This window comes from Streptomyces sp. RK62, from assembly GCF_018070255.1.
In the GTDB taxonomy this organism is placed as follows: Bacteria; Actinomycetota; Actinomycetes; order Streptomycetales; family Streptomycetaceae; genus Streptomyces; species Streptomyces nigra.
Genome location: NZ_JAGPYD010000002.1, coordinates 108,641 through 128,253, shown reverse-complemented (window position 1 = coordinate 128,253; position 19,613 = coordinate 108,641). Strand labels below are relative to the sequence as shown.

Sequence of the window (19,613 nt, the reverse complement as noted above, 5' to 3'; positions counted from 1 at the left end):
TCCACGATCGACCATTACCCGACCGCACGACGACGATAGAACGTCTCCGTAAGGACTACAAGTGGAACTGGCCTATTACTCGGACTACGCCGTCCGGCTCGTCAACAGCGAGGACCCGGCCCGGGGCAAGGATGCGCTGACCTCGGTCGAGGCCGTCCGCGACCTCTTCGGCGGCAGCCAGGAGGCGGCCCGCCGCGCCACCGACGCGGACGTCACCCGCTTCCGCTCGGTCCGCGCACGCCTGCGGTCGGTCTTCGAGGCGGCGAACGACGGCGACGAGTCCACCGCGGTGAACCTGCTGAACGCCCTGCTCCTGGAGTTCCCGGTGAGCCCGCAGATCTCCGGGCACGACGTCCGCGACGACGACGGGCGCCCGCTGTGGCACATGCATCTCGCCGACCATCCGTCGAACGCGACCGCCGGCTACGCGGCCATCGCCGCGATGGGCCTGGCCTTCCATCTGACGGAGTACGGCGTCGACCGGCTGGGGCTGTGCGAGGCGGCGCCCTGCCGCAACGCCTACCTGGACACCTCGACCAACCGCTCCCGGCGCTACTGCTCGGACCGCTGCGCGACCCGCGCCAACGTCGCCGCCTACCGGGCCCGCAAACGCCTGGAGGCCGACCGGTCGGCCAGCACCGGCCGCACCGCCGACAGCGCCCAGCGCAGCCTCGCGAACGGCGAGCGCTGACCGGGCTTGCGCGGCCGCACCCGCAGCCGTACGCGGCCCAGGATCAGCTCGTCCGGGACGACGCCGTAGTCGGTGCTGTCGCCGCCCGCGAACGCGTTGTCGGCCAGCACCCACCAGCCGCCGTCCCGGCGCTCGGCCGCGCGCTTGACGACCAGCAGGTCCTGCTGGAACGGATGGCGCAGGACCACGACGTCACCGGGCCGGGTCCGGCCCCGGTGCGACACGACGAGCAGATCGCCGTGGTACAGCGTGGGCACCATGGAGGGACCGGTCACCTCGGCCCACCCGAAGGGCCGCCCGGCCCGCCCGCGCTCGGTCTCCTGCGACAACTCCGGCATCCCCGGCACCTCCCCGGTACGGTCCTCCACCAGTCTCAGTCTCACCCTGGACTTTTGTCCTAAGCCCACGGGGGCACTCGCGAAATCCGGTCTTGCAGGGAGTAATGTCCCACCTGAGAAGACGATCACGAGGAAGGAATGCTCCATGCTTTCCCGCCTGTTTGCCCCCAAGGTCAAGGTCAGCGCACACTGCGACCTGCCCTGCGGTGTGTACGACCCGGCCCAGGCCCGCATCGAGGCGGAGTCGGTGAAGGCCGTCCAGGAGAAGATGGCCGCCAACGACGACCCGCACTTCCAGGCGCGTGCCACCGTCATCAAGGAGCAGCGCGCCGAGCTGGCCAAGCACCACGTCTCGGTGCTCTGGAGCGACTACTTCAAGCCCCCGCACTTCGAGAAGTACCCGGAGCTGCACCAGCTGGTCAACGACGCCCTGAAGGCCCTCTCGGCCGCCAAGGCGTCGACGGACCCGGCGACGGGCCAGAAGGCTCTGGACTACATCGCCCAGATCGACAAGATCTTCTGGGAGACCAAGAAGGCCTGAACCCAGGCCTTTTGTCGTTTCCCGACCTCCGAAGGGGCTCGGCCGGTTCGCCGGACGGGCCCCTTCGGTGTCGGTTCCCGCGCGTGGCCCCAGGTTCCGCCGAGAGGCCGTGAGAGTACTCACCCGTATCGGAGGTGGTTCTTGATCGGCGCGGTCCCGTAGGTTCTGACATGTCCACCCGGTGGACGAGATGTCGATCCACGGGGGGAACACCGTTGTCCGCACCATGCCCTACGGCCGTCGCCGAGGCGCCCGTCGTCCCGGGAGCGCCCGCCGGGGAACCGATTCCGCGCCGCCGCTCCGAACGGCCGTTCCTGTGGGTGGTCCCCGTGGTGTGGACCGTCGGCCTCGGGCTCTGGGGGCTCTCCCGGCAGGACAGCGTCTGGCGCGACGAGGCCGCGACCTGGCAGGTGGCCCGGCGCTCCAGCGGCGCGATAGGGCACATGCTGGAGCATGTCGACGCCGTGCACGGGCTCTACTACCTGCTGATGCACGCCCTGTTCGGCTGGTTCGGCGGCGGCACGACGACCCTGCGGCTCCCCTCGGTGCTGGCCATGGCGGTCGCGGCGGCGTGTGTGACCCACCTCGGGCGGCGGCTGTCCGGAGCCTGGGCCGGGCCGGCGGGCGGACTGGCCCTCGGGCTGCTCCCGGCGGTGCAGTTCTACCTCCAGGAGGGCCGCCCGTACGCACTCGTCACCGCCGGGGCCGGTGTCGCGACCGTGCTGCTGGTGACCGCGCTCCAAGGGCGGGCCCGGCGCCGGCACTGGGCCGGCTACGCGGTCGCGGTCGCCGTGTGCGGGCTGCTCAACTGGCTGTCACTGCTGATGCTCGCCGCGCATCTCGTGACCCTGGTGTGGGTGCGGGCGCCACGAGCGGTCCTGGTGCGCTGGGCGGTGGCGTCGGCGCTCGCCGTCGCGGCCGTGCTGCCGCTGATCCTGTTCAGCCTCGGCCAGGCCGAACAGGTCTCCTGGATACCGCCGTTGACCTGGCACATGCTGATCGGCCCCGGGGTCCTCGTCGCGATCGGGACGCTCGGCTGCCTGGTGGACCGTCCGCGCGCCGGGCGGCTCTCGGCGTCGGCCGTGGGGCTGCCGCTGCTGGCGGTGCCCCAACTCCTGCTCGCCGGTGTCTCCTTGGTGAAGCCGCTCTTCCTGGACCGCTATGTGCTGTTCTCGATGCTGGGTCTGGCGCTGCTGATCGGCTCCGCGCTGGGGGCGGCCGTACGGGCGCTCCGGCCGCGGCTGCCGAGGGCGTCGGCGCTGCTGGTCCCGGTGGCGGTCGCCGTGGCGCTGGCCGCGCTGCTCCCCCAGTCGCTGGCCAAGCGGTCCCCGGCGAGCCGCGTGGACGACGTGCTGGCGGTGGCGGCCGACGTACGGCGGATGAAACAGGACGGCGACGCCGTGGTGTTCGTACCGGCGGCCCGGCGGGACACCGCGCTGGTCTCGCCGGACGCCTTCGCGGGCGTACGGGACATAGCGCTGGCGCGCGGTCCGGTGGAGTCCGGGACGCTGAAGGGCGAGGAGGCGTCGCCCGCCCGGATACGGTCCGCGATGCTGGCCCAGCGGCGGATCCTGCTGGTGACGGACGCGGCAGCGGTGGCCCGGCCGGTGTCGGCACAGCGGGACGAGGTCAAGTCCGACGTGCTGAAGCGGTACTTCACCGTGGTGACGGACATACAGGTGCGCGGGCGGCGGGTGACGGTGTACGAGCGGAAACCGTCCCGGTGAGAGCGGCGACCCGGCCTACGATCACCCCATGAGCATCCGCTGGACCTACGCCTTCGTCGACCGGCCCGCCGCCCTGTTCGAGCGGGCGCACACCTTCTGGGCGGCGGTCACGGGGAGCGGGCTGTCCGAGTTCCGGGGCGAGCTGGGCGAGTTCGTGACCCTGGTGCCGGGCGGCGGGGCGGACGCCTGTGTGAAGGTGCAGGGGGTCGGCGCGGGGGCCGGGGGCGCGCATCTCGACTTCGCCGTGGACGACGTACGGGGGTTCGTGGCGGACGCGCTGGAGCTCGGTGCCGGACTCGTCGCCGAGCACGACGGGTGGGCCGTGCTGCGTACGCCCGCGGGGGTGCCGTTCTGCGTGGTGCCGTGGGCCGGGGAGTCGGTCCGGCCGCCCGTGGTGCGCGGAAGCCGGCTCGACCAGGTCTGCCTGGACCTGCCGCCCTCAGCGTTCGACGCCGAAGTCGCCTTCTTCGGCGCCCTGCTGGACGGCTGGGCGTCGGCGCCCGGCTCGCTCCCCGAGTTCCACGTACTGCTGCCCCCGGCCGGGCTGCCCGTCCGGATCCTGCTCCAGCGGCTCGGCGAGGAACGCCCGCCCTCCGCCCATGTCGACCTCGCCTGCGCGGACATCGCGGCGACCCGCGCCCGGCACGAGGAACTGGGCGCCCTCTTCGTCGCCGACGGCGCACACTGGACGGTGCTGCGGGACCCGGCGGGCGGTGTCTACTGCCTGACGGCACGCGATCCGGGCACGGGCGCGCTCAGCGCCCGCTGACGATGCAGAGGACGTCCACGCTTCCGTCCGCGGGCGAGGGGCACTCCGGCGGCGGTGACGTGCTCGGCGTCGCGTTCTCCCAGCCGTACCGCCCCGGCGGCCGTCCCGTGTCCTGCAGCCACAGCGTCGCCCCGCCCGCGACGGCCACCAGGACCAGCCAGGCCGCCACGATCCACCGCCATGGCCGCCGCCGCGTCACCTCCACCGCTCCACGTCGACCACGGCGCCGACCGGCAGCGGCCCGTACACGTGCGGGAACTCCTCACCGCCCGGCTCCACCGCCTCGTAGCGCAGCGGCACGTCCAGCCGCTCGGGGTCGACGACCAGCACCACGAGATCGTCCGGCCCGTCGTAGGTGCCGTAGAGGAAGGCGGCGACCTTGGGGAGCTGGGCGCGGGTCGAGCAGTGGATGAAGCCCTCCTCCTGCAGCGTGCGGCCACGGGTGGAGATCTCGTAGGCGCCGCGCTCGCGGGCGGCCTCCCAGAGCGAGCGCTCCGTGAGGTGGAGGATGTACGTGTGTTCGGACATACGGCGAGCGTACGGTCCGGGGCGGAACCGCTCCTCGCCGCCGGTCAGGATTCGGTCGCGGTGGTCTTCTCGGGTGACGCGGCCGGGCTCCCGGGCGGGGTCGGCCCACCGGACGCGGCGGGCTCACCGGACGCGGCGGGCTCACCGGGCCGGGCGGGCCGGTCGTGCTGCTGCTCGGCGGCGCCTTCGGAATGCGCCGCGCAGTCGGGGTTCCGGCAGGGACCGGGAACCCATGTGGGGACCCATGCGCCCAGCGTCTTGTGACGCCGGACGACCGTTTCGACGGGCTGTCCGCAGTCGGGACAGACGTGCTGTTCGCTGCCCATGTCCCCAGGGTAGGGCGGCGCGCCGCTCAGCGCTTCCTGCTGTACGTACGAACCACGATGCCGTTCTTGAAGGCGCGGATCTCGTCGAGCGCGAAGTCGGTGACGGCGGAGCCCGAGCCGAACATCGGCATGCCAGTCCCGTAGACGACGGGGTAGCTCTTGATGACGAGTTCGTCGATCTCGTCGATCAGCTCGCCGGCGAGCTGCGAGCCGCCGCACAGGTAGATGTCCAGTCCGCCCTCCTCCGCCTTCAGGGCGCGGACGGTGCCGACGACGTCGTCCCTGATCAGCGCGACGTCCGGGTCCGGGGACTCGGCCAGGGAGCGCGAGGCGACGTACTGGCGCAGATGGGCGTAGGGGCTGGTGATGCCCTCCTTCAGCCCCTCGTCGTAGCTGCCCCGCCCCTGGACGACCGTGTCGAACCGCACGTTCTCGAGGTGGTCGAGGCCGAGGGCGCGGCGGCCGGGGGTGGACACCGTCTCCGGGTACCGCTCCATGAGGAAGGCCAGGAACTCCTCGTCCACGAAACGGAACATGTCCGTGGCGTCGCCGGCCGGGTCCCCGATGAAGCCGTCGAGGGAGCAGGCGATGAAGTAGGTGAGCTTTCGCAAGCCGGTCTCTTTTCGTAGGCTGACCGCAACCACTTCGGTTGTAGTGCTTCAGTTGTAGTACTCCGGCTGTAGTGGTTACAAGTGCTTTTCCCGTGCTGTTCCATGAGGGCTTCAAGTGAGGGAGGGGATTCCGCATGGCGGGTAACCCGGAGCGGCGGGCCGCTCTCGTCGACGCGGGCGTCGAGTTGCTGGCGCGTGAAGGGGCGCGGGGGCTGACGTTCCGGGCGGTGGACGCCGAGGCCGGGGTGCCGGTCGGCACCGCCTCCAACTACTTCACCGACCGTGAGGACCTGCTCCGGCAGATCGACGCCCGGCTGCACACACGGCTCGCGCCGGAGCCGGAGGTCCTCGCCGGGCTGCTCGCACGGCCGAAGGACCGCTCGCTCGTCACCGCGTTCATGCACGACCTGATGGGCCGGGCCACCCGCGACCGCACCGGGTATCTGGCGCTGCTGGAGATGCGCCTGGAGGCGTCCCGGCGCCCCGAACTGCGCGCCTCGTTCACCAAGTCGGTGCGCGGCGACCTCGACGAGGCCCTCGCCTTCCACCGCTCCGCCGGGCTGCCCGGCGGCGACGAGGTCGTCACCGTGCTCTATCTGGCGATGCTCGGCCTGCTCCTGGAGCACCTGACCCTGCCGGACGTCCTGGACGGCGTCCTCCCCGGGGTGTCCGTCCCGGACGGGCTGGTGGAGCGGATCACGGCGACGGTGGTGCCGGAGGCGTAGCCAGAGGGGGTTCTCTCGATCAGCCGCGCGGCTCTCGCCACATCGGCCACATCGGGGGGCCGTCCGGAAGGTCGAGGCGGCGGCCCTCCAGGGCGAAGCCGAGGCGTTCGTACAGCACCCGGCTGCGGGCACTGCTGGCCTCCAGATAGGCGCCGACGCCGTCCCGGTCGCAGCGGTCGAGGACGGAGGTGATGAGGGCGGTGCCCAGGCCCTGCCCCTGCCGCCCGGGAGCCGCGGCGATCATCCACAGGTACTCGTGGGCCCGTCCGGCCGGGTGGACGCCGGCGGTGAGCCGGCCGATCAGCTCGACGCGCTCGTTGTCCGGGTCGACCTCGGCCCGCAGTTGCGCGGGCCCCTCGTCGTCCTGCTCGGGCGCGTCGGCGGGGACGGACATCCACAGCGCGCAGGCCGTGCCGTCCTCGGTGAGGTCGATCCGGCCGTGGGCCAGCACGACGTCGGTGAAAGCGGCCATCAGCTTCGGGTGCGTGGTCCGGCGGTGCTCCCTGCCCGGGAAGACCCAGCTGCTGACCGGGTCGTCCTGGAAGGCCGCGTCCAGCAGCCCCACCACCAGCTCCCGGTCCGCCTCGCCCGCCGTCCGGATCGCCACGCCCATGAGTCCGCGCCCCTTCGTCTCAACCGGCCTTGATCGTAGGGCGGTTGGTGCCGCGATGGCGCACCGGGGACGACTTTGACGCGATCCATGCGGCTCGCCACGCAGAGGCGCCCGATGTGAAGGCGGGCCCCGCACACCGTGGGGATGTGCGGGACCCGCCGGGCCGGAGCCACGGTGGTGCCGTACGGGGTCAGGAGCCGTACGGCCCCGATGGCTCCGGGGTCCTCGATTCCGCGGCGGCCACCGCGGGTCTCAGGCGCTGCGCCGGGTCACGAACTCGGCCAGCGCCAGCAGTCCCCCCGCCTCCTCCGGTTCGGGCACCGCGCGGGCGAGCGCCTGTACGGCACGGGCCATCCGGTCCGCGGCCTGGGCCTGCGCCCAGTCGCGGCCGCCGGCCCGCTCCACGGCGAGCACGGTCCGCTGCAGGTCCTCCTGGTCGTAGGGCGCCTCGTAGAGCGCGGCCAGCTCCTGGGCGGCCGGGCCGCCCGAGGTGAGCGCCGCGACGACGGGCAGGGACTTCTTGCGGGCGGCGAGGTCCGCGCCGACCGGCTTGCCGGTCCGGCTCGGGTCGCCCCATATGCCGATCACGTCGTCGATGAGCTGGAACGCGAGCCCGGCCTCACGGCCGAACGCGTCCATCGCCCGTACCCCGCCGTCGCCGGCGCCCGCGTACAGCGCCCCGAGGGCGCAGGCGCAGCCGAGGAGCGCGCCGGTCTTGGCCTCGGCCATGGCGAGCACCTCGTCGAGGGTGACCTCGGTGGGGCGCCGCTTCTCCAGCGCGGTGTCGGCGTGCTGCCCGGCGCACAGTTCGACCACGCAGTCGGCGAGCCGGGACGCGGCCTTGGCGGACGCCGGATGCGGGTCGTCGGCGAGCAGGCGCAGCGCCAGCGCCTGCAGGGCGTCACCGGCGAGGATCGCGTCGGCGTCGCCGAACACGGTCCAGGCGGTGGGCCGGTGCCGGCGTGTGGTGTCGCGGTCCATCACGTCGTCGTGCAACAGCGTGAAGTTGTGGACCAGTTCCACCGCGACGGCCGCTCTGAGGGCGGCCGCCCGGGCCCGCGGTCCGCCGAGCGCGGCCGCGGCGGTGAGGACGAGGGCGGGCCGGATCGCCTTGCCCGCGCCGCCCGAGGCCGGGGTGCCGTCCGGGTCGGTCCAGCCGAAGTGGTAGCCCGCGATCCTGCGCATCGAGGGCGGCAGCGACTCGACCGCCGCCCGCATCTCGGGGTCGACGGACGCCCGGGTGCGCTCCAGGATCACCGCCGCCTCCGGCGTGTCGGCCGGTCCCGGCGGGCCGGCCCGGCCGGTTACGACGGGCCCCCGCCCCTCGGGCGGCTCGGTGGCGAGCGGGACCCCGGCGGGGCGGTGCTGTGTCTCCGTCATGAACTCACCCACGGCCTCGCCTCGATGAGTCGGCCCACGGTGGCCCTTCCGTTCCAGCTGGACGCCTACGCCGTGGGTCTACCCAAGCGGCGTGTGCGGAACACGGCGTACCGGCTGCGGAGGTCATCGCCAACGGCCGATCTCGACGTTCTCCAGGACACCCAGCGCGTCCGGGACCAGTACCGCCGCCGAGTAGTACGCCGTCACCAGGTACTTGATGATGGCCTGTTCGTTGATGCCCATGAAGCGGCACGACAGGCTCGGCTCGATCTCGTCGGGGATGCCGGCCTGCTGGAGGCCGATGACGCCCTGCTCCGCCTCGCCGGTGCGCAGCGCGATGATCGAGGTCGTCCGGGCCTCGGTGACCGGGATCTTGTTGCAGGGGAAGATCGGCACGCCCCGCCAGGTGGGGATGCGGTTGCCGGACATGTCGATGGTCTCCGGGACCAGTCCGCGCTTGTTCAGCTCGCGTCCGAACGCGGAGATCGCACGCGGGTGGGCGAGGAGCATCTTGGTGCCGCGCCGCCGGCTGAGCAGTTCGTCCAGGTCGTCGGGGCTGGGCACACCGTCGTGCGGCTGGAGCCGCTGGTCGTACTCGCAGTTGTGGAGCAGGCCGAACTCGCGGTTGTTGACCAGCTCGTGCTCCTGGCGCTCCTTCAGGGCCTCCACGGTGAGCCGCAGCTGCTGCTCGGTCTGGTTCATCGGCTGGTTGTAGAGGTCGGCCACACGCGTGTGGATGCGCAGCACGGTCTGGGCGATGCTCAGTTCGTACTCGCGGGGCCGGGGTTCGTAGTCGACGAAGGTGTGCGGGATGTCCGGCTCGCCGCTGTGGCCGGCCGCGAGGTCGACCTCCTTCTCGCCGTACTTGTTGGTGCGCTGCGCCGGGATCGACCGCAGCTCCTCCAGGTGCTCGCGCAGCGACTCGGAGCGCTCCGCGACCTGCTCGAAGTCCCGGCGGTCGAGCACCAGGACGGTGCACGCGGTGATCGTGCGGGCCGTGTACTCCCAGATGGCGTCGGGGTCGAGCAGCGCCGCCTCGCCTAGGTAGGCGCCGTCGGCGAGGACGCCCAGCGACTCGTCCTCCCCGTAGGGGCCGGTGCCGATCTTCTCGACCCTGCCGTGCGCCAGCAGGTACACCGCGTCCGTCGGGCTGCCGAACGAGGCGATGACCTGGCCCGACGCGAACTCCCGCTGCGCGCACCGCTGGGCGAGCTCGGAGAGCACGTCCTCGTCCTCGAAGGAGCGCAGCGCCGGCAGCTCACCCAGCTCGGCGGGGATGACCTCGACGCGGTCGCCGGTCTTCACGAACGTGACGCGGCCGTCCCCCACGGCGTACGTCAGCCGCCGGTTCACCCGGTACGTGCCGCCCTGCACATTGACCCAGGGCAGCATGCGCAGCAGCCAGCGGGAGCTGATCTCCTGCATCTGGGGCGCGGACTTGGTCGTGGTGGCCAGGTTCCGTGCGGCCGCCGTGCCGAGACTCTGCTGTGTCTTGGCCTGCTCCGTACGGACCTCTTCGCCTACCGACATATGGAATTGCCCTCCCGGTCGTGCACCGGCGCCGTCCTGACGCCACGCGTAGCGATCTGCCTGACCAGGCTTTCATCACGGAACGTGTTGGTGCTATTACCCGAACGAGCGGGAATGGATCACGGTCCCGCTGGGCAGATGGTGGTCTTCTGTCGACCCGTACCGGCCCTCCGGACTGGCTGAAACGGCTCGCTCGCCGTACGACGGGGCGAGCGGCAAGGAGTCCTTTCTTCCGTTTCCGGTAAAGGACCGGTACGAGGCGGTCGCATCCGGCGGCCGCCCCACGGCGCGAGGAGGCGTACATGGCCACACCCATGTCCGCGAGCAGATTCCTGCAGAGGCTGCGCGCGGAGGGCGTGACGGTCGTCGAGGTCGGCGACTGGGAGCACCACAACCGCAACCACGTGGGGCCGTGGGGCCCCGTGCACGGCGTGATGATCCATCACACGGTGACCAAGGGCAGCGCGGCCACGGTCGAGCTCTGCCGCAAGGGCTACGAGGGGCTGCCAGGCCCGCTCTGCCACGGCGTGATCACCAAGGACGGCAAGGTCCATCTGGTCGGCTACGGCCGCGCCAACCACGCGGGGCTCGGCGACGACGACGTCCTGCGCGCGGTCATCGCGGAGAAGACCCTGCCGCCGGACAACGAGGCGAACACCGACGGCAACCGCCACTTCTACGGCTTCGAGTGCGAGAACCTCGGCGACGGCAAGGACCCCTGGCCCGAGGCGCAGCTCGACGCGATCGCGCGCGTGTCGGCGGCGGTCTGCCGGCATCACGGCTGGAACGAACGCTCGGTGATCGGGCACCTGGAGTGGCAGCCCGGGAAGGTCGATCCGCGCGGGTTCACGATGGCGTCCTTGCGCGGGCGGGTCCGGGAGCGGCTGAAGTAGCGGCCCCGCGCCGGTCACAATGGCCGGGTGACCAGCCGTGACGCCGTACCCGACCTCGCCGCCCTGCGGCCGCGGCTGCCCTCGCCGCTGTGCGAGTCGGCGGACGGGCGGCTGGCGCGGCACGGTGTGCGGCTGCTGCTCAAGCGGGACGACCTGATCCACCCGGAGCTGATCGGCAACAAGTGGCGCAAGCTCGCGCCGAACCTGACGGCCGCGGCGGGACGGACGGTCGCCACCTTCGGCGGTGCCTACTCGAACCATCTGCGGGCCACGGCGGCGGCGGGCCGTCTCCTCGGCCTGCCCACGGTCGGCGTGGTGCGCGGCCAGGAGCTGGCGGGGCGTCCCCTCAACCCCTCGCTGGCCCGGTGCGTGGCCGACGGGATGCGACTGCACTTCGTCGACCGGTCGACGTACCGGCGGAAGTCCGAACCCTCGACGCTCGCCGCGGTGCTGCGCGCGGCGGGCGCCCAGGACGCCTACGTCGTACCGGAGGGCGGCAGCAACGCTCTCGCCGTCCAGGGCTGCCGGGCGCTCGGCGAGGAGCTGCGCGGTCGGGCCGACGTGATCGCGGTGGCGTGCGGCACGGGCGGCACCCTGGCGGGCCTGGCCGCCGGGCTGGGCGCCGGCGCGCGGGCGCTCGGCGTGCCGGTCCTGAAGGGCGGCTTCCTCGGCGCCGAGGTCCGCGCCCTGCAGACGGCGGCGTTCGGGGGTCCGCGCGGCGACTGGTCGCTCGACGAGCGGTTCCACTTCGGCGGGTACGCGCGTACGACGCCCGCACTGGAGTCCTTCGCGGCCGACTTCGAGGACCGCCACGGGCTGCCCGTCGAGCGGCTCTATGTGGCCAAAATGCTGTACGCGGTCGTGGCCCTCGCCGAGGAGGGCGCCTTCGCGCGCGGGACGACGGTCGCGGCCGTCGTCACCGGCGCGCCGCTCCCCGGAATCAGCTGACCGCTCAGCCCTGCTCGCGGTAGGCCGCGGCCTCCTCCAGGTCGAGTCTGCGCAGCAGGGTGCGCAGCATCTCGTCGTCGATGTAGCGGCCGTCGCGCAGTTTGACGAAGACGGCGCGTTCGGCGCCGATCGTCTCCCGGACCAGGCGCCGGTAGGTGTCGTCGACGGACTCGCCGGTGATCGGGTTGGCCTGGCCGAGGCGTTCCCAGACGGAGTTGCGGCGGCGTTCCAGGACCGCCCGCAGCCGCTCGACGAGGGGTTCGGGAAGGGCGTTGCGCTCGTCGGCGAGCAGTTCCCGCAGGCGTTCCTCGGCGGCGCGGGACGCCTGCGCCTGGGCGTTGGCCTCGGCGAGGGTCTCGGCCTGGGGATCGCGGCCCGGCAGCTTCAGCAGGCGGATCAGGGCGGGCAGCGTCACGCCCTGCACGACGAGCGTGCCGATCACGGTCGTGAAGGTGAGGAACAGGATGAGGTTGCGCTCGGGGAACGGCCGGCCGTCGTGCATCGTCAGCGGGATGGAGAAGGCGATGGCGAGGGAGACCACGCCCCGCATCCCCGCCCAGGAGATGACGAACGGCCCCTTCCAGGTCGGGTCGTCCTCGCGTTCCCTGATCCGGGCCGAGAGCATCCGCGGCAGGAAGGTCGCCGGATACACCCAGGCGAAGCGGGACACGACGACGACGACGAACAGGGCGAGCGCGTACCAGGCGGCCGTTTTGCCCTCGTAGGCGCCGAGGGCCTTGAGGACGACCGGCAGCTGCAGGCCGATCAGGGCGAACACCGCCGACTCCAGCACGAAGGCGACCATCTTCCACACCGCCTCCTCCTGGAGCCGGGTCGCGAAGTCGACCTCCCACGCGCGGTGCCCGAGATAGAGGGCGACGACCACGACGGCGAGCACACCGGAGGCGTGCACCTGCTCGGCGAGCGCGTACGCCACGAACGGGGTGAGCAACGACAGCGTGTTCTGGAGCAGCGCCTCCTTCAGATGGGTGCGCAGCCAGTGGATCGGCACCATCAGGACCAGTCCGACGACCACACCGCCGACCGCGGCCAGCAGAAACTCGCCGATACCGCCGAGCCAGGTGGCACCCTCGCCGACGGCCGCCGCGACGGCCACCCGGTAGGCGGTGATCGCGGTGGCGTCGTTCACCAGGGACTCGCCCTGGAGGATCGTGGTGATCCGGGACGGCAGGCCGACCCGGCGGGCGACGGCCGTCGCCGCGACCGCGTCGGGTGGCGCCACGACCGCGCCCAGCACCAGCGCCGCGGTCAGCGGGAGCCCGGGGACGAGCAGATAGGCCGCGTAGCCGACCACGACGGTGGCGAACAGGACGTACCCCACGGACAGCAGCGCCACGGGCCGCAGCTGCGCGCGCAGGTCGAGGTAGGAGCTGTCGGTGGCCGCCGTGTACAGCAGCGGCGGCAGGATCAGCGGCAGCACGATGTGCGGGTCGAGCGTGTAGTCGGGCACGCCCGGCACGAACGACACCACGAGTCCGGCGGCGACCAGCAGCAGGGGCGCCGGCACCGGGACCCGCCGGCCGAGCGCGGCGACCGCGGCACTGCCCGCCACCAGCAACAGCAGCGGCATCACGTCCATGCTTCTCGCCCACCCTCGTCCGTCGCCGGCGCTCGCCCGCGCCCGCTCGCCGTGTCCGGGGACGGCGGCCGTCCGCGCCTCCCGGCCATGATTGTCCCGCGCGGGGCCACGCGCGGCCGTCGTAACCTGGCAATCATGAAACAGTGCACGCACGCCGACGGGCTGCCGCACCCGGAACCCGAGCCGCTGAGCGAGACATGTCCGGAGTGTCTGGCGGAGGGCACGCACCCGGTCCAGCTGAGGATCTGCCTCACCTGCGGCCACATCGGCTGCTGCGACTCCTCGCCCGGGCGCCATGCCACCGGGCACCACAAGGAGTCCGGGCACCCGGTCATGCGGACCTTCGAGCCCGGCGAGCGCTGGCGCTGGTGCTTCGTGGACCACGTTCTGGTGTGACGGGGACGTAGGCTGGACGACGCCGGTGGCCCGACGGTTCGACCGTCTGACGTCTGGGTACGTCAAACCGGCGCGCGCTCTTCCCAATTGGGCCCGCAGACCCCCTAGCCACGGAGCGTATCCGTGTGTTTACTATGAGTGACAGCAAGGGGTTGGGGTCCTGGGGACAGGAAACTTCGAAGCGCGATAGCGTCACCGCTGAACCACAGATCGCGTTACCCCGGGGGGCGACCCTCGGCCCCGAGAAGCTTGTACCACCTTGGAGGTGAGGGTGTCCCAGATCGCAGGCGAGCCCGTGACCCAGGACTTCGTGGAAGTCCGGCTGCCGGCTGCGGGTGCCTACCTGTCGGTGCTGCGTACGGCGACTGCCGGCCTCGCCGCCCGTTTGGACTTCACCCTCGACGAGATCGAGGACCTTCGCATCGCGGTGGACGAGGCCTGCGCGATCCTGCTGCAGCAGGCCGTGCCCGGCTCGGTGCTCAGCTGCGTCTTCCGCCTCGTCGACGACTCGCTGGAGGTCACCGTCTCGGCCCCGACCACGGACGGCCACGCCCCGTCCCGCGACACCTTCGCCTGGACCGTGCTCTCGGCCCTCGCCGGCAAGGTGTCCTCGGCGGTGGACGAGGACAAGACCGTGTCGATCAGCCTCTACAAACAGCGCGGCGCGGGACCCGGGCCGGCGTGAGGGACGGGGACGGGCCGGTGCGGGACGAAGAGCGCGGCACACGGGAGCTGCCGGAAGGCACCTCCCCCTGCTCCGACGGAGCCGGGAGCCTGGGGGCGGGCCCGAGCGGCCCGAGCGGTTCCCGCCGCATGGCGGACGGCATCGACGGCATCCCCGAGCAGGCCCGGCCACACCCGGAGGACGACTCCGTGGCGACCGGCCTCCTGGCCGACGGGCGGGATGACGACGGTGCCGTGCAGGGCACGCCGCCGGCCGGGCGCATCGGGGTCTCCCCGGCCCGGCCGGCGGCGAGGGCTCGGGAGAGGGCTACGGGGACGATGAGCGAGCACGAGCGATACGCCGAGGAACGGCCGACGAGCGCGCGCGGCGCGCAGGCCACACGCCACGACCCGCAGGACCGCAGCGGGGCGCGCGCCCTGTTCGTCGAGCTGCGCGGCCTGCAGGACGGCACCCCGGAGTACGCGGAGCTGCGCAACCGGCTGGTCCGGATGCATCTGCCGCTCGTGGAGCACCTCGCGCGCCGCTTCCGCAATCGCGGCGAGCCGCTCGACGACCTCACCCAGGTCGCCACCATCGGGCTGATCAAGTCGGTCGACCGGTTCGACCCGGACCGCGGCGTGGAGTTCTCCACGTACGCGACCCCGACGGTCGTCGGCGAGATCAAGCGGCATTTCCGGGACAAGGGCTGGGCGGTGCGCGTCCCGCGCCGGCTGCAGGAGCTGCGCCTCGCGCTGACGACGGCCACCGCCGAGCTGTCCCAGCTGCACGGCCGCTCCCCCACCGTCCACGAGCTCGCCGAGAAGCTGGCGATCTCGGAGGAGGAGGTCCTGGAAGGCCTGGAGTCGGCCAACGCCTACTCCACGCTGTCGCTGGACGTCCCCGACACCGACGACGAGTCCCCGGCGGTCGCGGACACCCTGGGCGCGGAGGACGAGGCGCTGGAGGGCGTCGAGTACCGCGAGTCGCTCAAGCCGCTGCTGGAGGATCTCCCGCCGCGCGAGAAGCGGATCCTGCTGCTGCGCTTCTTCGGCAACATGACCCAGTCGCAGATCGCGCAGGAGGTCGGCATCTCGCAGATGCACGTCTCCCGGCTGCTGGCGCGCACGCTGGCACAGCTGCGGGAGAAGCTGCTGGTCGAGGAGTGACCGTCGCCGGTCGGCCCCGCCGGGTCAGCTCTCGTCGGGTTCGGCGCCGGGCCGGCGGATGCCGAGGGCCTGTGTGGTCGAAGGGCTGACCAGGAAGACGAGCGTGGCGATCGCGGCGGCGGCCAGGGCGATCCCCACCGGGATGGCGATGCTGTCGGCCTGCAGCAGGCTGTAGGCCACCGGCAGCGCCAGGATCTGGGTGATCACGGACGGTCCCCGGCTCCAGCTGCGCAGGGCGAACAGTCCGCGCGCGGCGAGCAGCGGCAGCAGGGCGAGGACGACGAGGGTGATCCCGAGCGTGACGGCCTGCCCCCGGTCGTCCGGGTCCCCGGTCAGTCCCAGCACCAGCACCCAGACGCCGCCGACGGCCAGTCCCAGCCCTTCCAGGGCGGTGAGCACGGCGGCGTAGGTGAGCCGCCGCGGGCGCGGACCGGCGGTTTCCTCGGGAGCGGGGGTCTCGGGGGTCTGCTGCTTGGTCACCCCTGAAGGGTAGCCCTCGGCCCGGGGCCGCTTTTCGGCCGAGGTCACCTTCATCGCGGTGCCCCGGCCCGGGCCTCCCGATCCCCCGCCGTCCCCCGTTTTCTCGTGTCGAGGCTCACGCGGGTTCTCCCGGGAGATCCCCACCTCGACCTGTGCCCGGTACCCCCCAGTAGGTACGCTGCCAGTCATGCGTGCACTTCTCGTGGTCAATCCGGCGGCAACCACCACAAGCGCACGTACGCGCGATGTCCTGATCCATGCGCTCGCCAGCGAGATGAAGCTGGAGGCGGTCACCACCGAGTACCGCGGCCATGCGCGCGACCTGGGCCGGCAGGCGGCGGACAGCGACGACATCGACCTGGTGGTCGCCCTCGGCGGCGACGGCACCGTGAACGAGGTCGTCAACGGTCTGCTGCACAAGGGCCCCGACCCGGAGAACCTGCCGCGTCTCGCGGTGGTCCCGGGCGGCTCCACCAACGTCTTCGCCCGCGCCCTCGGCCTGCCCAACGACGCCGTGGAGGCGACCGGCGCCCTGCTGGACGCCCTGCGCGAGGGCAGCGAGCGCACGGTCGGCATGGGCATAGCCGCCGGCACCCCGGGCACCGCCGACGAGGCCGTGCCGGGCCGCTGGTTCACCTTCTGCGCGGGGCTCGGCTTCGACGCGGGGGTCGTCGGCCGGGTCGAGCAGCAGCGTGAGCAGGGCCGGAAGTCCACGCACGCGCTGTATCTGCGCCAGGTGGCGCGTCAGTTCCTCCAGGAGCCCAACCGCCGGCACGGCACGATCACGCTGGAGCGGCCGGGGGCGGACCCGGTGACCGATTTGGTGCTGTCCATCGTCTGCAACACCGCTCCATGGACGTATCTGCTCAATCGTCCCGTGTACGCGGCACCTAAGGCCTCGTTCGATACCGGGCTCGACGTACTCGGTCTCAGCCGCATGTCCACGGTCGCGGTTGCCCGGTATGCGACCCAGTTGCTCACTTCGTCCCCCGAGCGGGGACCCCATGGCAAGCACGCCGTCTCCCTGCACGACCTGGACCGGTTCACCTTGCATTCGAAGGTGCCCCTGCCCCTTCAGATGGACGGCGACCACCTGGGGCTGCGTACGAGCGTGACGTTCACAGGCGTACGCCGTGCACTGCGTGTGATTGTGTGAGCGGAACGGGCGAAAGTCCTTTCACTCGAACGTTTAGGCCAGGGTCCACCCCATGGAAGTACGGCTGTGACCTAGTCGACACCGAGGAATCAAAAAAAACTTTCCGGAAGGGGTTGTATCCGTCGCCGAGGTTTGCGAGTCTCTACATGGCGATCGGGACGGCCCGCAAGACCGGCCTCCACTGATCACCAGAATCCCCTTCAACTCACAGGACCCACGCCGGGAACCTGGCGGTAGGCCCTTCACTTGTTGAGGGATTCGTGAAAGCGTTCACATTCACAAGCAACCCGCATGTAATCAAGGAGAGGTAGCAGCCATGGACTGGCGTCACAACGCCGTTTGCCGCGAGGAAGACCCCGAGCTCTTCTTCCCCATCGGCAACACCGGTCCTGCGCTGCTGCAGATCGAGGAAGCCAAGGCCGTCTGCCGCCGCTGCCCGGTGATCGAGCAGTGCCTGCAGTGGGCGCTCGAGTCCGGTCAGGACTCCGGCGTCTGGGGTGGTCTCAGCGAGGACGAGCGTCGTGCGATGAAGCGCCGCGCCGCCCGCAACCGGGCCCGTCAGGCCTCCGCCTGACACTCCCACCCCGCAACAACAGCCTGAGCTTGGCGGCGCGTACAGCGCGTACGCATCTCCCGCCCCGAGCCGCAGCGCGCAGTACCCCCGATGAGCACAGGCCCCGGACCTTCTGGTCCGGGGCTCTTTGCTGTCCGCGCTCCCCCGCCGCCGGCCGCTGCGCGGGCCGGTGCTACTTGGTCGCCCGGACCGGGATGTCGAGGATCACCCGGGTGCCCCGCTCCGGCGCGGGGACCATGTCGAACGCGCCGCCCAACTCGCCCTCGACGAGCGTCCGTACGATCTGCAGACCGAGGTTGCCCGCGGTGTGCGGGTCGAAGCCCTCGGGCAGACCGACGCCGTCGTCCTGGACGGTGACGAGGAGCCGCGCCTGCTTGGTCGTCCCGCCGCGGACCGCCGACACCTCGACGGTGCCGGTGTCGCCGTCGCGGAAGCCGTGCTCCAGCGCGTTCTGCAGGACCTCCGTCAGGACCATCGACAGCGGGGTGGCGACCTCGGCGTCCAGGATGCCGAAGCGGCCGGTGCGCCGGCCGGTGACCTTGCCGGGCGAGATCTCGGCGACCATCGCGAGCACCCGGTCGGCGATCTCGTCGAACTCGACGCGCTCGTCCAGGTTCTGGGAGAGCGTCTCGTGCACGATGGCGATCGAGCCGACCCGGCGGACCGCCTCCTCCAGTGCCTCCCGGCCGCGGTCGGACTCGATGCGCCGGGCCTGCAGACGCAACAGCGCGGCCACCGTCTGGAGGTTGTTCTTGACCCGGTGGTGGATCTCCCGGATCGTCGCGTCCTTGGTGATCAACTCACGCTCGCGGCGGCGCAGTTCGGTGACGTCCCGCAGCAGCACCAGCGAACCGATGCGGATGCCCTTGGGCTTGAGCGGGATCGCCCGGAACTGGATCACGCCGTCCTCGGACTCGATCTCGAACTCCCGGGGCGCCCAGCCGCTGGCGACCTTGGCGAGCGCCTCGTCGACGGGCCCGTGGGTGGGGGCGAGTTCGGCGGTCGTCCGGCCCAGGTGATGGCCGACCAGGTCGGCGGCGAGGCCGAGGCGGTGGTAGGCGGAGAGGGCGTTCGGGGAGGCGTACTGGACGACGCCGTCGGCGTCGACGCGAATCAGACCGTCGCCGACGCGGGGCGAGGCGTCCATGTCGACCTGCTGGTTGGCGAACGGGAACGAGCCGGCCGCGATCATCTGCGCGAGGTCGGAGGCGCTCTGCAGATAGGTGAGCTCGAGTCGGCTCGGGGTGCGCACGGTGAGCAGGTTGGTGTTGCGCGCGATGACGCCGAGGACGCGGCCCTCCCGCCGGACCGGGATCGACTCGACGCGGACCGGGACCTCCTCGCGCCACTCGGGGTCGCCCTCGCGCACGATCCGGCCCTCGTCGAGCGCCGCGTCCAGCATCGGGCGGCGGCCGCGCGGGACGAGGTGGCCGACCATGTCGTCCTGGTAGGAGGTGGGGCCGGTGTTGGGCCGCATCTGCGCCACGGAGACATAGCGGGTGCCGTCGCTGGTGGGTACCCACAGCACGAGGTCGGCGAAGGAGAGGTCGGAGAGCAGCTGCCACTCCGAGACCAGCAGATGCAGCCACTCGAGGTCGGTGTCGTCGAGGGCCGTGTGCTGGCGTACGAGTTCGTTCATGGAGGGCACGAGGCCGAGCGTACCTGGGGTTACCCGCGTAGCACGCACGCCGGTGGCGGGACGCCGTACGGCCCCGGAGACACCCGCGGGCCGCGGCGCCTGAGAGGGACCCTCAACCCTCCCGGCACCGCAGCCCGGAGCAATATCGGCCGTGGGGTGTGCGGTCCCGGTCGGCCGAGGGTGAGGACCCGAAGCAGTCAGGGCAGAGAGCTCCGGTTCCTCGGTCCGCCTTCCTGTGCGGGGAAGGCGGAAGTCGGTGCGTTCTCGTTCCACGCACTCCCTGGCATTGTGGACTAGACCACTCGGGCGTGTCCATGC

The 19,613-nt window shown here is 71.9% G+C and carries 23 protein-coding genes; 12 read left to right on the top strand and 11 right to left on the bottom strand.

All coding sequences use genetic code 11. From position 1 onward, the window contains the following. The first annotated feature begins 61 nt into the window (after positions 1-61). Positions 62-691, top strand: a complete 630-nt coding sequence (locus KBY32_RS04355) for an ABATE domain-containing protein (RefSeq protein ID WP_055624123.1) — start codon at positions 62-64, stop codon at positions 689-691. Here KBY32_RS04355 and sodX read toward each other — a convergent pair. Then, on the bottom strand, positions 595-1,029 hold the full coding sequence (gene sodX / locus KBY32_RS04350) for a nickel-type superoxide dismutase maturation protease (protein WP_055624180.1): 435 nt from the start codon (positions 1,027-1,029) through the stop codon (positions 595-597). The two genes, KBY32_RS04355 and sodX, sit on opposite strands and share 97 nt — an antisense overlap. A gap of 145 nt (positions 1,030-1,174) precedes the next feature. On the opposite strand from sodX, the gene sodN reads away from it, so the two are divergent. The 3 genes from sodN (at position 1,175) to KBY32_RS04335 (ending at position 4,066) form a co-directional block, all read left to right on the top strand. Beyond that, complete coding sequence (gene sodN, locus KBY32_RS04345; RefSeq protein ID WP_020123534.1) at positions 1,175-1,570, top strand: superoxide dismutase, Ni; 396 nt, start codon at positions 1,175-1,177, stop codon at positions 1,568-1,570. 170 nt (positions 1,571-1,740) lie between these two features. After that, positions 1,741-3,297 (top strand): glycosyltransferase family 39 protein, encoded by a 1,557-nt coding sequence (locus KBY32_RS04340; RefSeq protein ID WP_210978944.1) that lies wholly within the window; start codon positions 1,741-1,743, stop codon positions 3,295-3,297. A 28-nt stretch (positions 3,298-3,325) separates the two neighbouring features. Then, on the top strand, positions 3,326-4,066 hold the full coding sequence (locus KBY32_RS04335) for a VOC family protein (RefSeq protein ID WP_210978943.1): 741 nt from the start codon (positions 3,326-3,328) through the stop codon (positions 4,064-4,066). Here KBY32_RS04335 and KBY32_RS04330 read toward each other — a convergent pair. From KBY32_RS04330 to KBY32_RS04315, 4 genes are read right to left on the bottom strand one after another with little or no spacing between them, the layout of a single operon-like run. Beyond that, the gene (locus KBY32_RS04330; protein WP_247689122.1) at positions 4,053-4,265 is read right to left on the bottom strand and encodes a hypothetical protein; all 213 of its coding nucleotides are present in this window, start codon (positions 4,263-4,265) and stop codon (positions 4,053-4,055) included. The two genes, KBY32_RS04335 and KBY32_RS04330, sit on opposite strands and share 14 nt — an antisense overlap. Beyond that, complete coding sequence (locus tag KBY32_RS04325; protein ID WP_055624126.1) at positions 4,262-4,594, bottom strand: DUF952 domain-containing protein; 333 nt, start codon at positions 4,592-4,594, stop codon at positions 4,262-4,264. Before KBY32_RS04325 ends, KBY32_RS04330 begins: the two co-directional genes overlap by 4 nt. Before the next feature lie 44 nt (positions 4,595-4,638). Next, the gene (locus KBY32_RS04320) at positions 4,639-4,920 is read right to left on the bottom strand and encodes a hypothetical protein (protein WP_210978941.1); all 282 of its coding nucleotides are present in this window, start codon (positions 4,918-4,920) and stop codon (positions 4,639-4,641) included. Positions 4,921-4,946: 26 nt separating this feature from the next. After that, positions 4,947-5,531: a dihydrofolate reductase family protein gene (locus KBY32_RS04315; RefSeq protein WP_210978940.1), complete on the bottom strand. Its 585-nt coding sequence runs from the start codon at positions 5,529-5,531 to the stop codon at positions 4,947-4,949. Positions 5,532-5,665: 134 nt separating this feature from the next. Here KBY32_RS04315 and KBY32_RS04310 point away from each other — a divergent pair, with 134 nt between their 5' ends. After that, positions 5,666-6,256 (top strand): TetR/AcrR family transcriptional regulator, encoded by a 591-nt coding sequence (locus tag KBY32_RS04310; RefSeq protein ID WP_210978939.1) that lies wholly within the window; start codon positions 5,666-5,668, stop codon positions 6,254-6,256. Positions 6,257-6,275: 19 nt separating this feature from the next. Here the strand turns inward: KBY32_RS04310 and KBY32_RS04305 are convergent, their stop codons facing one another. The 3 genes from KBY32_RS04305 to KBY32_RS04295 all read right to left on the bottom strand — a co-directional run bounded on the left by KBY32_RS04305 (position 6,276) and on the right by KBY32_RS04295 (position 9,779). Continuing rightward, positions 6,276-6,869, bottom strand: coding sequence for an N-acetyltransferase (locus tag KBY32_RS04305; RefSeq protein ID WP_210978938.1), 594 nt, complete (start codon positions 6,867-6,869; stop codon positions 6,276-6,278). 252 nt (positions 6,870-7,121) lie between these two features. Beyond that, positions 7,122-8,249 (bottom strand): family 2 encapsulin nanocompartment cargo protein polyprenyl transferase, encoded by a 1,128-nt coding sequence (locus KBY32_RS04300; RefSeq protein ID WP_210978937.1) that lies wholly within the window; start codon positions 8,247-8,249, stop codon positions 7,122-7,124. Positions 8,250-8,372: 123 nt separating this feature from the next. Beyond that, positions 8,373-9,779 carry a family 2B encapsulin nanocompartment shell protein gene (locus KBY32_RS04295; protein ID WP_210978936.1) on the bottom strand — a complete coding sequence of 469 codons (1,407 nt, stop codon included), beginning with the start codon at positions 9,777-9,779 and terminating at the stop codon, positions 8,373-8,375. Between the two features lie 302 nt (positions 9,780-10,081). Between KBY32_RS04295 and KBY32_RS04290 the strand changes: the two genes are divergently transcribed. Beyond that, positions 10,082-10,672: an N-acetylmuramoyl-L-alanine amidase gene (locus tag KBY32_RS04290; RefSeq protein WP_181890392.1), complete on the top strand. Its 591-nt coding sequence runs from the start codon at positions 10,082-10,084 to the stop codon at positions 10,670-10,672. Positions 10,673-10,699: 27 nt separating this feature from the next. Beyond that, positions 10,700-11,620, top strand: a complete 921-nt coding sequence (locus KBY32_RS04285; protein WP_055624133.1) for a 1-aminocyclopropane-1-carboxylate deaminase/D-cysteine desulfhydrase — start codon at positions 10,700-10,702, stop codon at positions 11,618-11,620. 4 nt (positions 11,621-11,624) lie between these two features. On the opposite strand, the gene KBY32_RS04280 is transcribed toward KBY32_RS04285, so the two are convergent. After that, positions 11,625-13,220, bottom strand: a complete 1,596-nt coding sequence (locus KBY32_RS04280; protein WP_210978935.1) for a Na+/H+ antiporter — start codon at positions 13,218-13,220, stop codon at positions 11,625-11,627. Positions 13,221-13,355: 135 nt separating this feature from the next. Between KBY32_RS04280 and KBY32_RS04275 the strand changes: the two genes are divergently transcribed. The 3 genes from KBY32_RS04275 (at position 13,356) to KBY32_RS04265 (ending at position 15,446) form a co-directional block, all read left to right on the top strand. After that, positions 13,356-13,616 (top strand): UBP-type zinc finger domain-containing protein, encoded by a 261-nt coding sequence (locus KBY32_RS04275; RefSeq protein WP_055624135.1) that lies wholly within the window; start codon positions 13,356-13,358, stop codon positions 13,614-13,616. A gap of 271 nt (positions 13,617-13,887) precedes the next feature. Then, on the top strand, positions 13,888-14,301 hold the full coding sequence (locus KBY32_RS04270; protein WP_055624136.1) for a hypothetical protein: 414 nt from the start codon (positions 13,888-13,890) through the stop codon (positions 14,299-14,301). Between the two features lie 17 nt (positions 14,302-14,318). Beyond that, positions 14,319-15,446, top strand: a complete 1,128-nt coding sequence (locus KBY32_RS04265; protein WP_079033811.1) for an RNA polymerase sigma factor SigF — start codon at positions 14,319-14,321, stop codon at positions 15,444-15,446. Between the two features lie 24 nt (positions 15,447-15,470). On the opposite strand, the gene KBY32_RS04260 is transcribed toward KBY32_RS04265, so the two are convergent. Beyond that, a complete protein-coding gene (locus tag KBY32_RS04260; RefSeq protein ID WP_115507591.1) occupies positions 15,471-15,926 on the bottom strand; it encodes a hypothetical protein in 456 nt (151 codons plus the stop codon). A 187-nt stretch (positions 15,927-16,113) separates the two neighbouring features. On the opposite strand from KBY32_RS04260, the gene KBY32_RS04255 reads away from it, so the two are divergent. Together KBY32_RS04255 and KBY32_RS04250 are read left to right on the top strand one after the other, a co-directional pair. Then, complete coding sequence (locus KBY32_RS04255) at positions 16,114-17,082, top strand: diacylglycerol kinase family protein (protein ID WP_055624139.1); 969 nt, start codon at positions 16,114-16,116, stop codon at positions 17,080-17,082. A gap of 316 nt (positions 17,083-17,398) precedes the next feature. Then, the gene (locus tag KBY32_RS04250) at positions 17,399-17,656 is read left to right on the top strand and encodes a WhiB family transcriptional regulator (RefSeq protein ID WP_003992873.1); all 258 of its coding nucleotides are present in this window, start codon (positions 17,399-17,401) and stop codon (positions 17,654-17,656) included. A 172-nt stretch (positions 17,657-17,828) separates the two neighbouring features. On the opposite strand, the gene KBY32_RS04245 is transcribed toward KBY32_RS04250, so the two are convergent. Continuing rightward, positions 17,829-19,295, bottom strand: a complete 1,467-nt coding sequence (locus KBY32_RS04245; protein WP_055624140.1) for a sensor histidine kinase — start codon at positions 19,293-19,295, stop codon at positions 17,829-17,831. Between the last annotated feature and the right edge of the window lie 318 nt (positions 19,296-19,613).

What these genes read in the sequence shown, in the direction of transcription:
- sodX (WP_055624180.1), bottom strand. Translation starts at nt 1,029, where the DNA reads ATGCCGGAGTTGTCGCAGGAGACCGAGCGCGGGCGGGCCGGGCGGCCC.
- sodN (WP_020123534.1), top strand. Translation starts at nt 1,175, where the DNA reads ATGCTTTCCCGCCTGTTTGCCCCCAAGGTCAAGGTCAGCGCACACTGC.
- KBY32_RS04340 (WP_210978944.1), top strand. Translation starts at nt 1,741, where the DNA reads ATGTCCACCCGGTGGACGAGATGTCGATCCACGGGGGGAACACCGTTG.
- KBY32_RS04335 (WP_210978943.1), top strand. Translation starts at nt 3,326, where the DNA reads ATGAGCATCCGCTGGACCTACGCCTTCGTCGACCGGCCCGCCGCCCTG.
- KBY32_RS04325 (WP_055624126.1), bottom strand. Translation starts at nt 4,594, where the DNA reads ATGTCCGAACACACGTACATCCTCCACCTCACGGAGCGCTCGCTCTGG.
- KBY32_RS04320 (WP_210978941.1), bottom strand. Translation starts at nt 4,920, where the DNA reads ATGGGCAGCGAACAGCACGTCTGTCCCGACTGCGGACAGCCCGTCGAA.
- KBY32_RS04310 (WP_210978939.1), top strand. Translation starts at nt 5,666, where the DNA reads ATGGCGGGTAACCCGGAGCGGCGGGCCGCTCTCGTCGACGCGGGCGTC.
- KBY32_RS04305 (WP_210978938.1), bottom strand. Translation starts at nt 6,869, where the DNA reads ATGGGCGTGGCGATCCGGACGGCGGGCGAGGCGGACCGGGAGCTGGTG.
- KBY32_RS04300 (WP_210978937.1), bottom strand. Translation starts at nt 8,249, where the DNA reads ATGACGGAGACACAGCACCGCCCCGCCGGGGTCCCGCTCGCCACCGAG.
- KBY32_RS04295 (WP_210978936.1), bottom strand. Translation starts at nt 9,779, where the DNA reads ATGTCGGTAGGCGAAGAGGTCCGTACGGAGCAGGCCAAGACACAGCAG.
- KBY32_RS04290 (WP_181890392.1), top strand. Translation starts at nt 10,082, where the DNA reads ATGGCCACACCCATGTCCGCGAGCAGATTCCTGCAGAGGCTGCGCGCG.
- KBY32_RS04280 (WP_210978935.1), bottom strand. Translation starts at nt 13,220, where the DNA reads ATGGACGTGATGCCGCTGCTGTTGCTGGTGGCGGGCAGTGCCGCGGTC.
- KBY32_RS04275 (WP_055624135.1), top strand. Translation starts at nt 13,356, where the DNA reads ATGAAACAGTGCACGCACGCCGACGGGCTGCCGCACCCGGAACCCGAG.
- KBY32_RS04255 (WP_055624139.1), top strand. Translation starts at nt 16,114, where the DNA reads ATGCGTGCACTTCTCGTGGTCAATCCGGCGGCAACCACCACAAGCGCA.
- KBY32_RS04250 (WP_003992873.1), top strand. Translation starts at nt 17,399, where the DNA reads ATGGACTGGCGTCACAACGCCGTTTGCCGCGAGGAAGACCCCGAGCTC.
- KBY32_RS04245 (WP_055624140.1), bottom strand. Translation starts at nt 19,295, where the DNA reads ATGAACGAACTCGTACGCCAGCACACGGCCCTCGACGACACCGACCTC.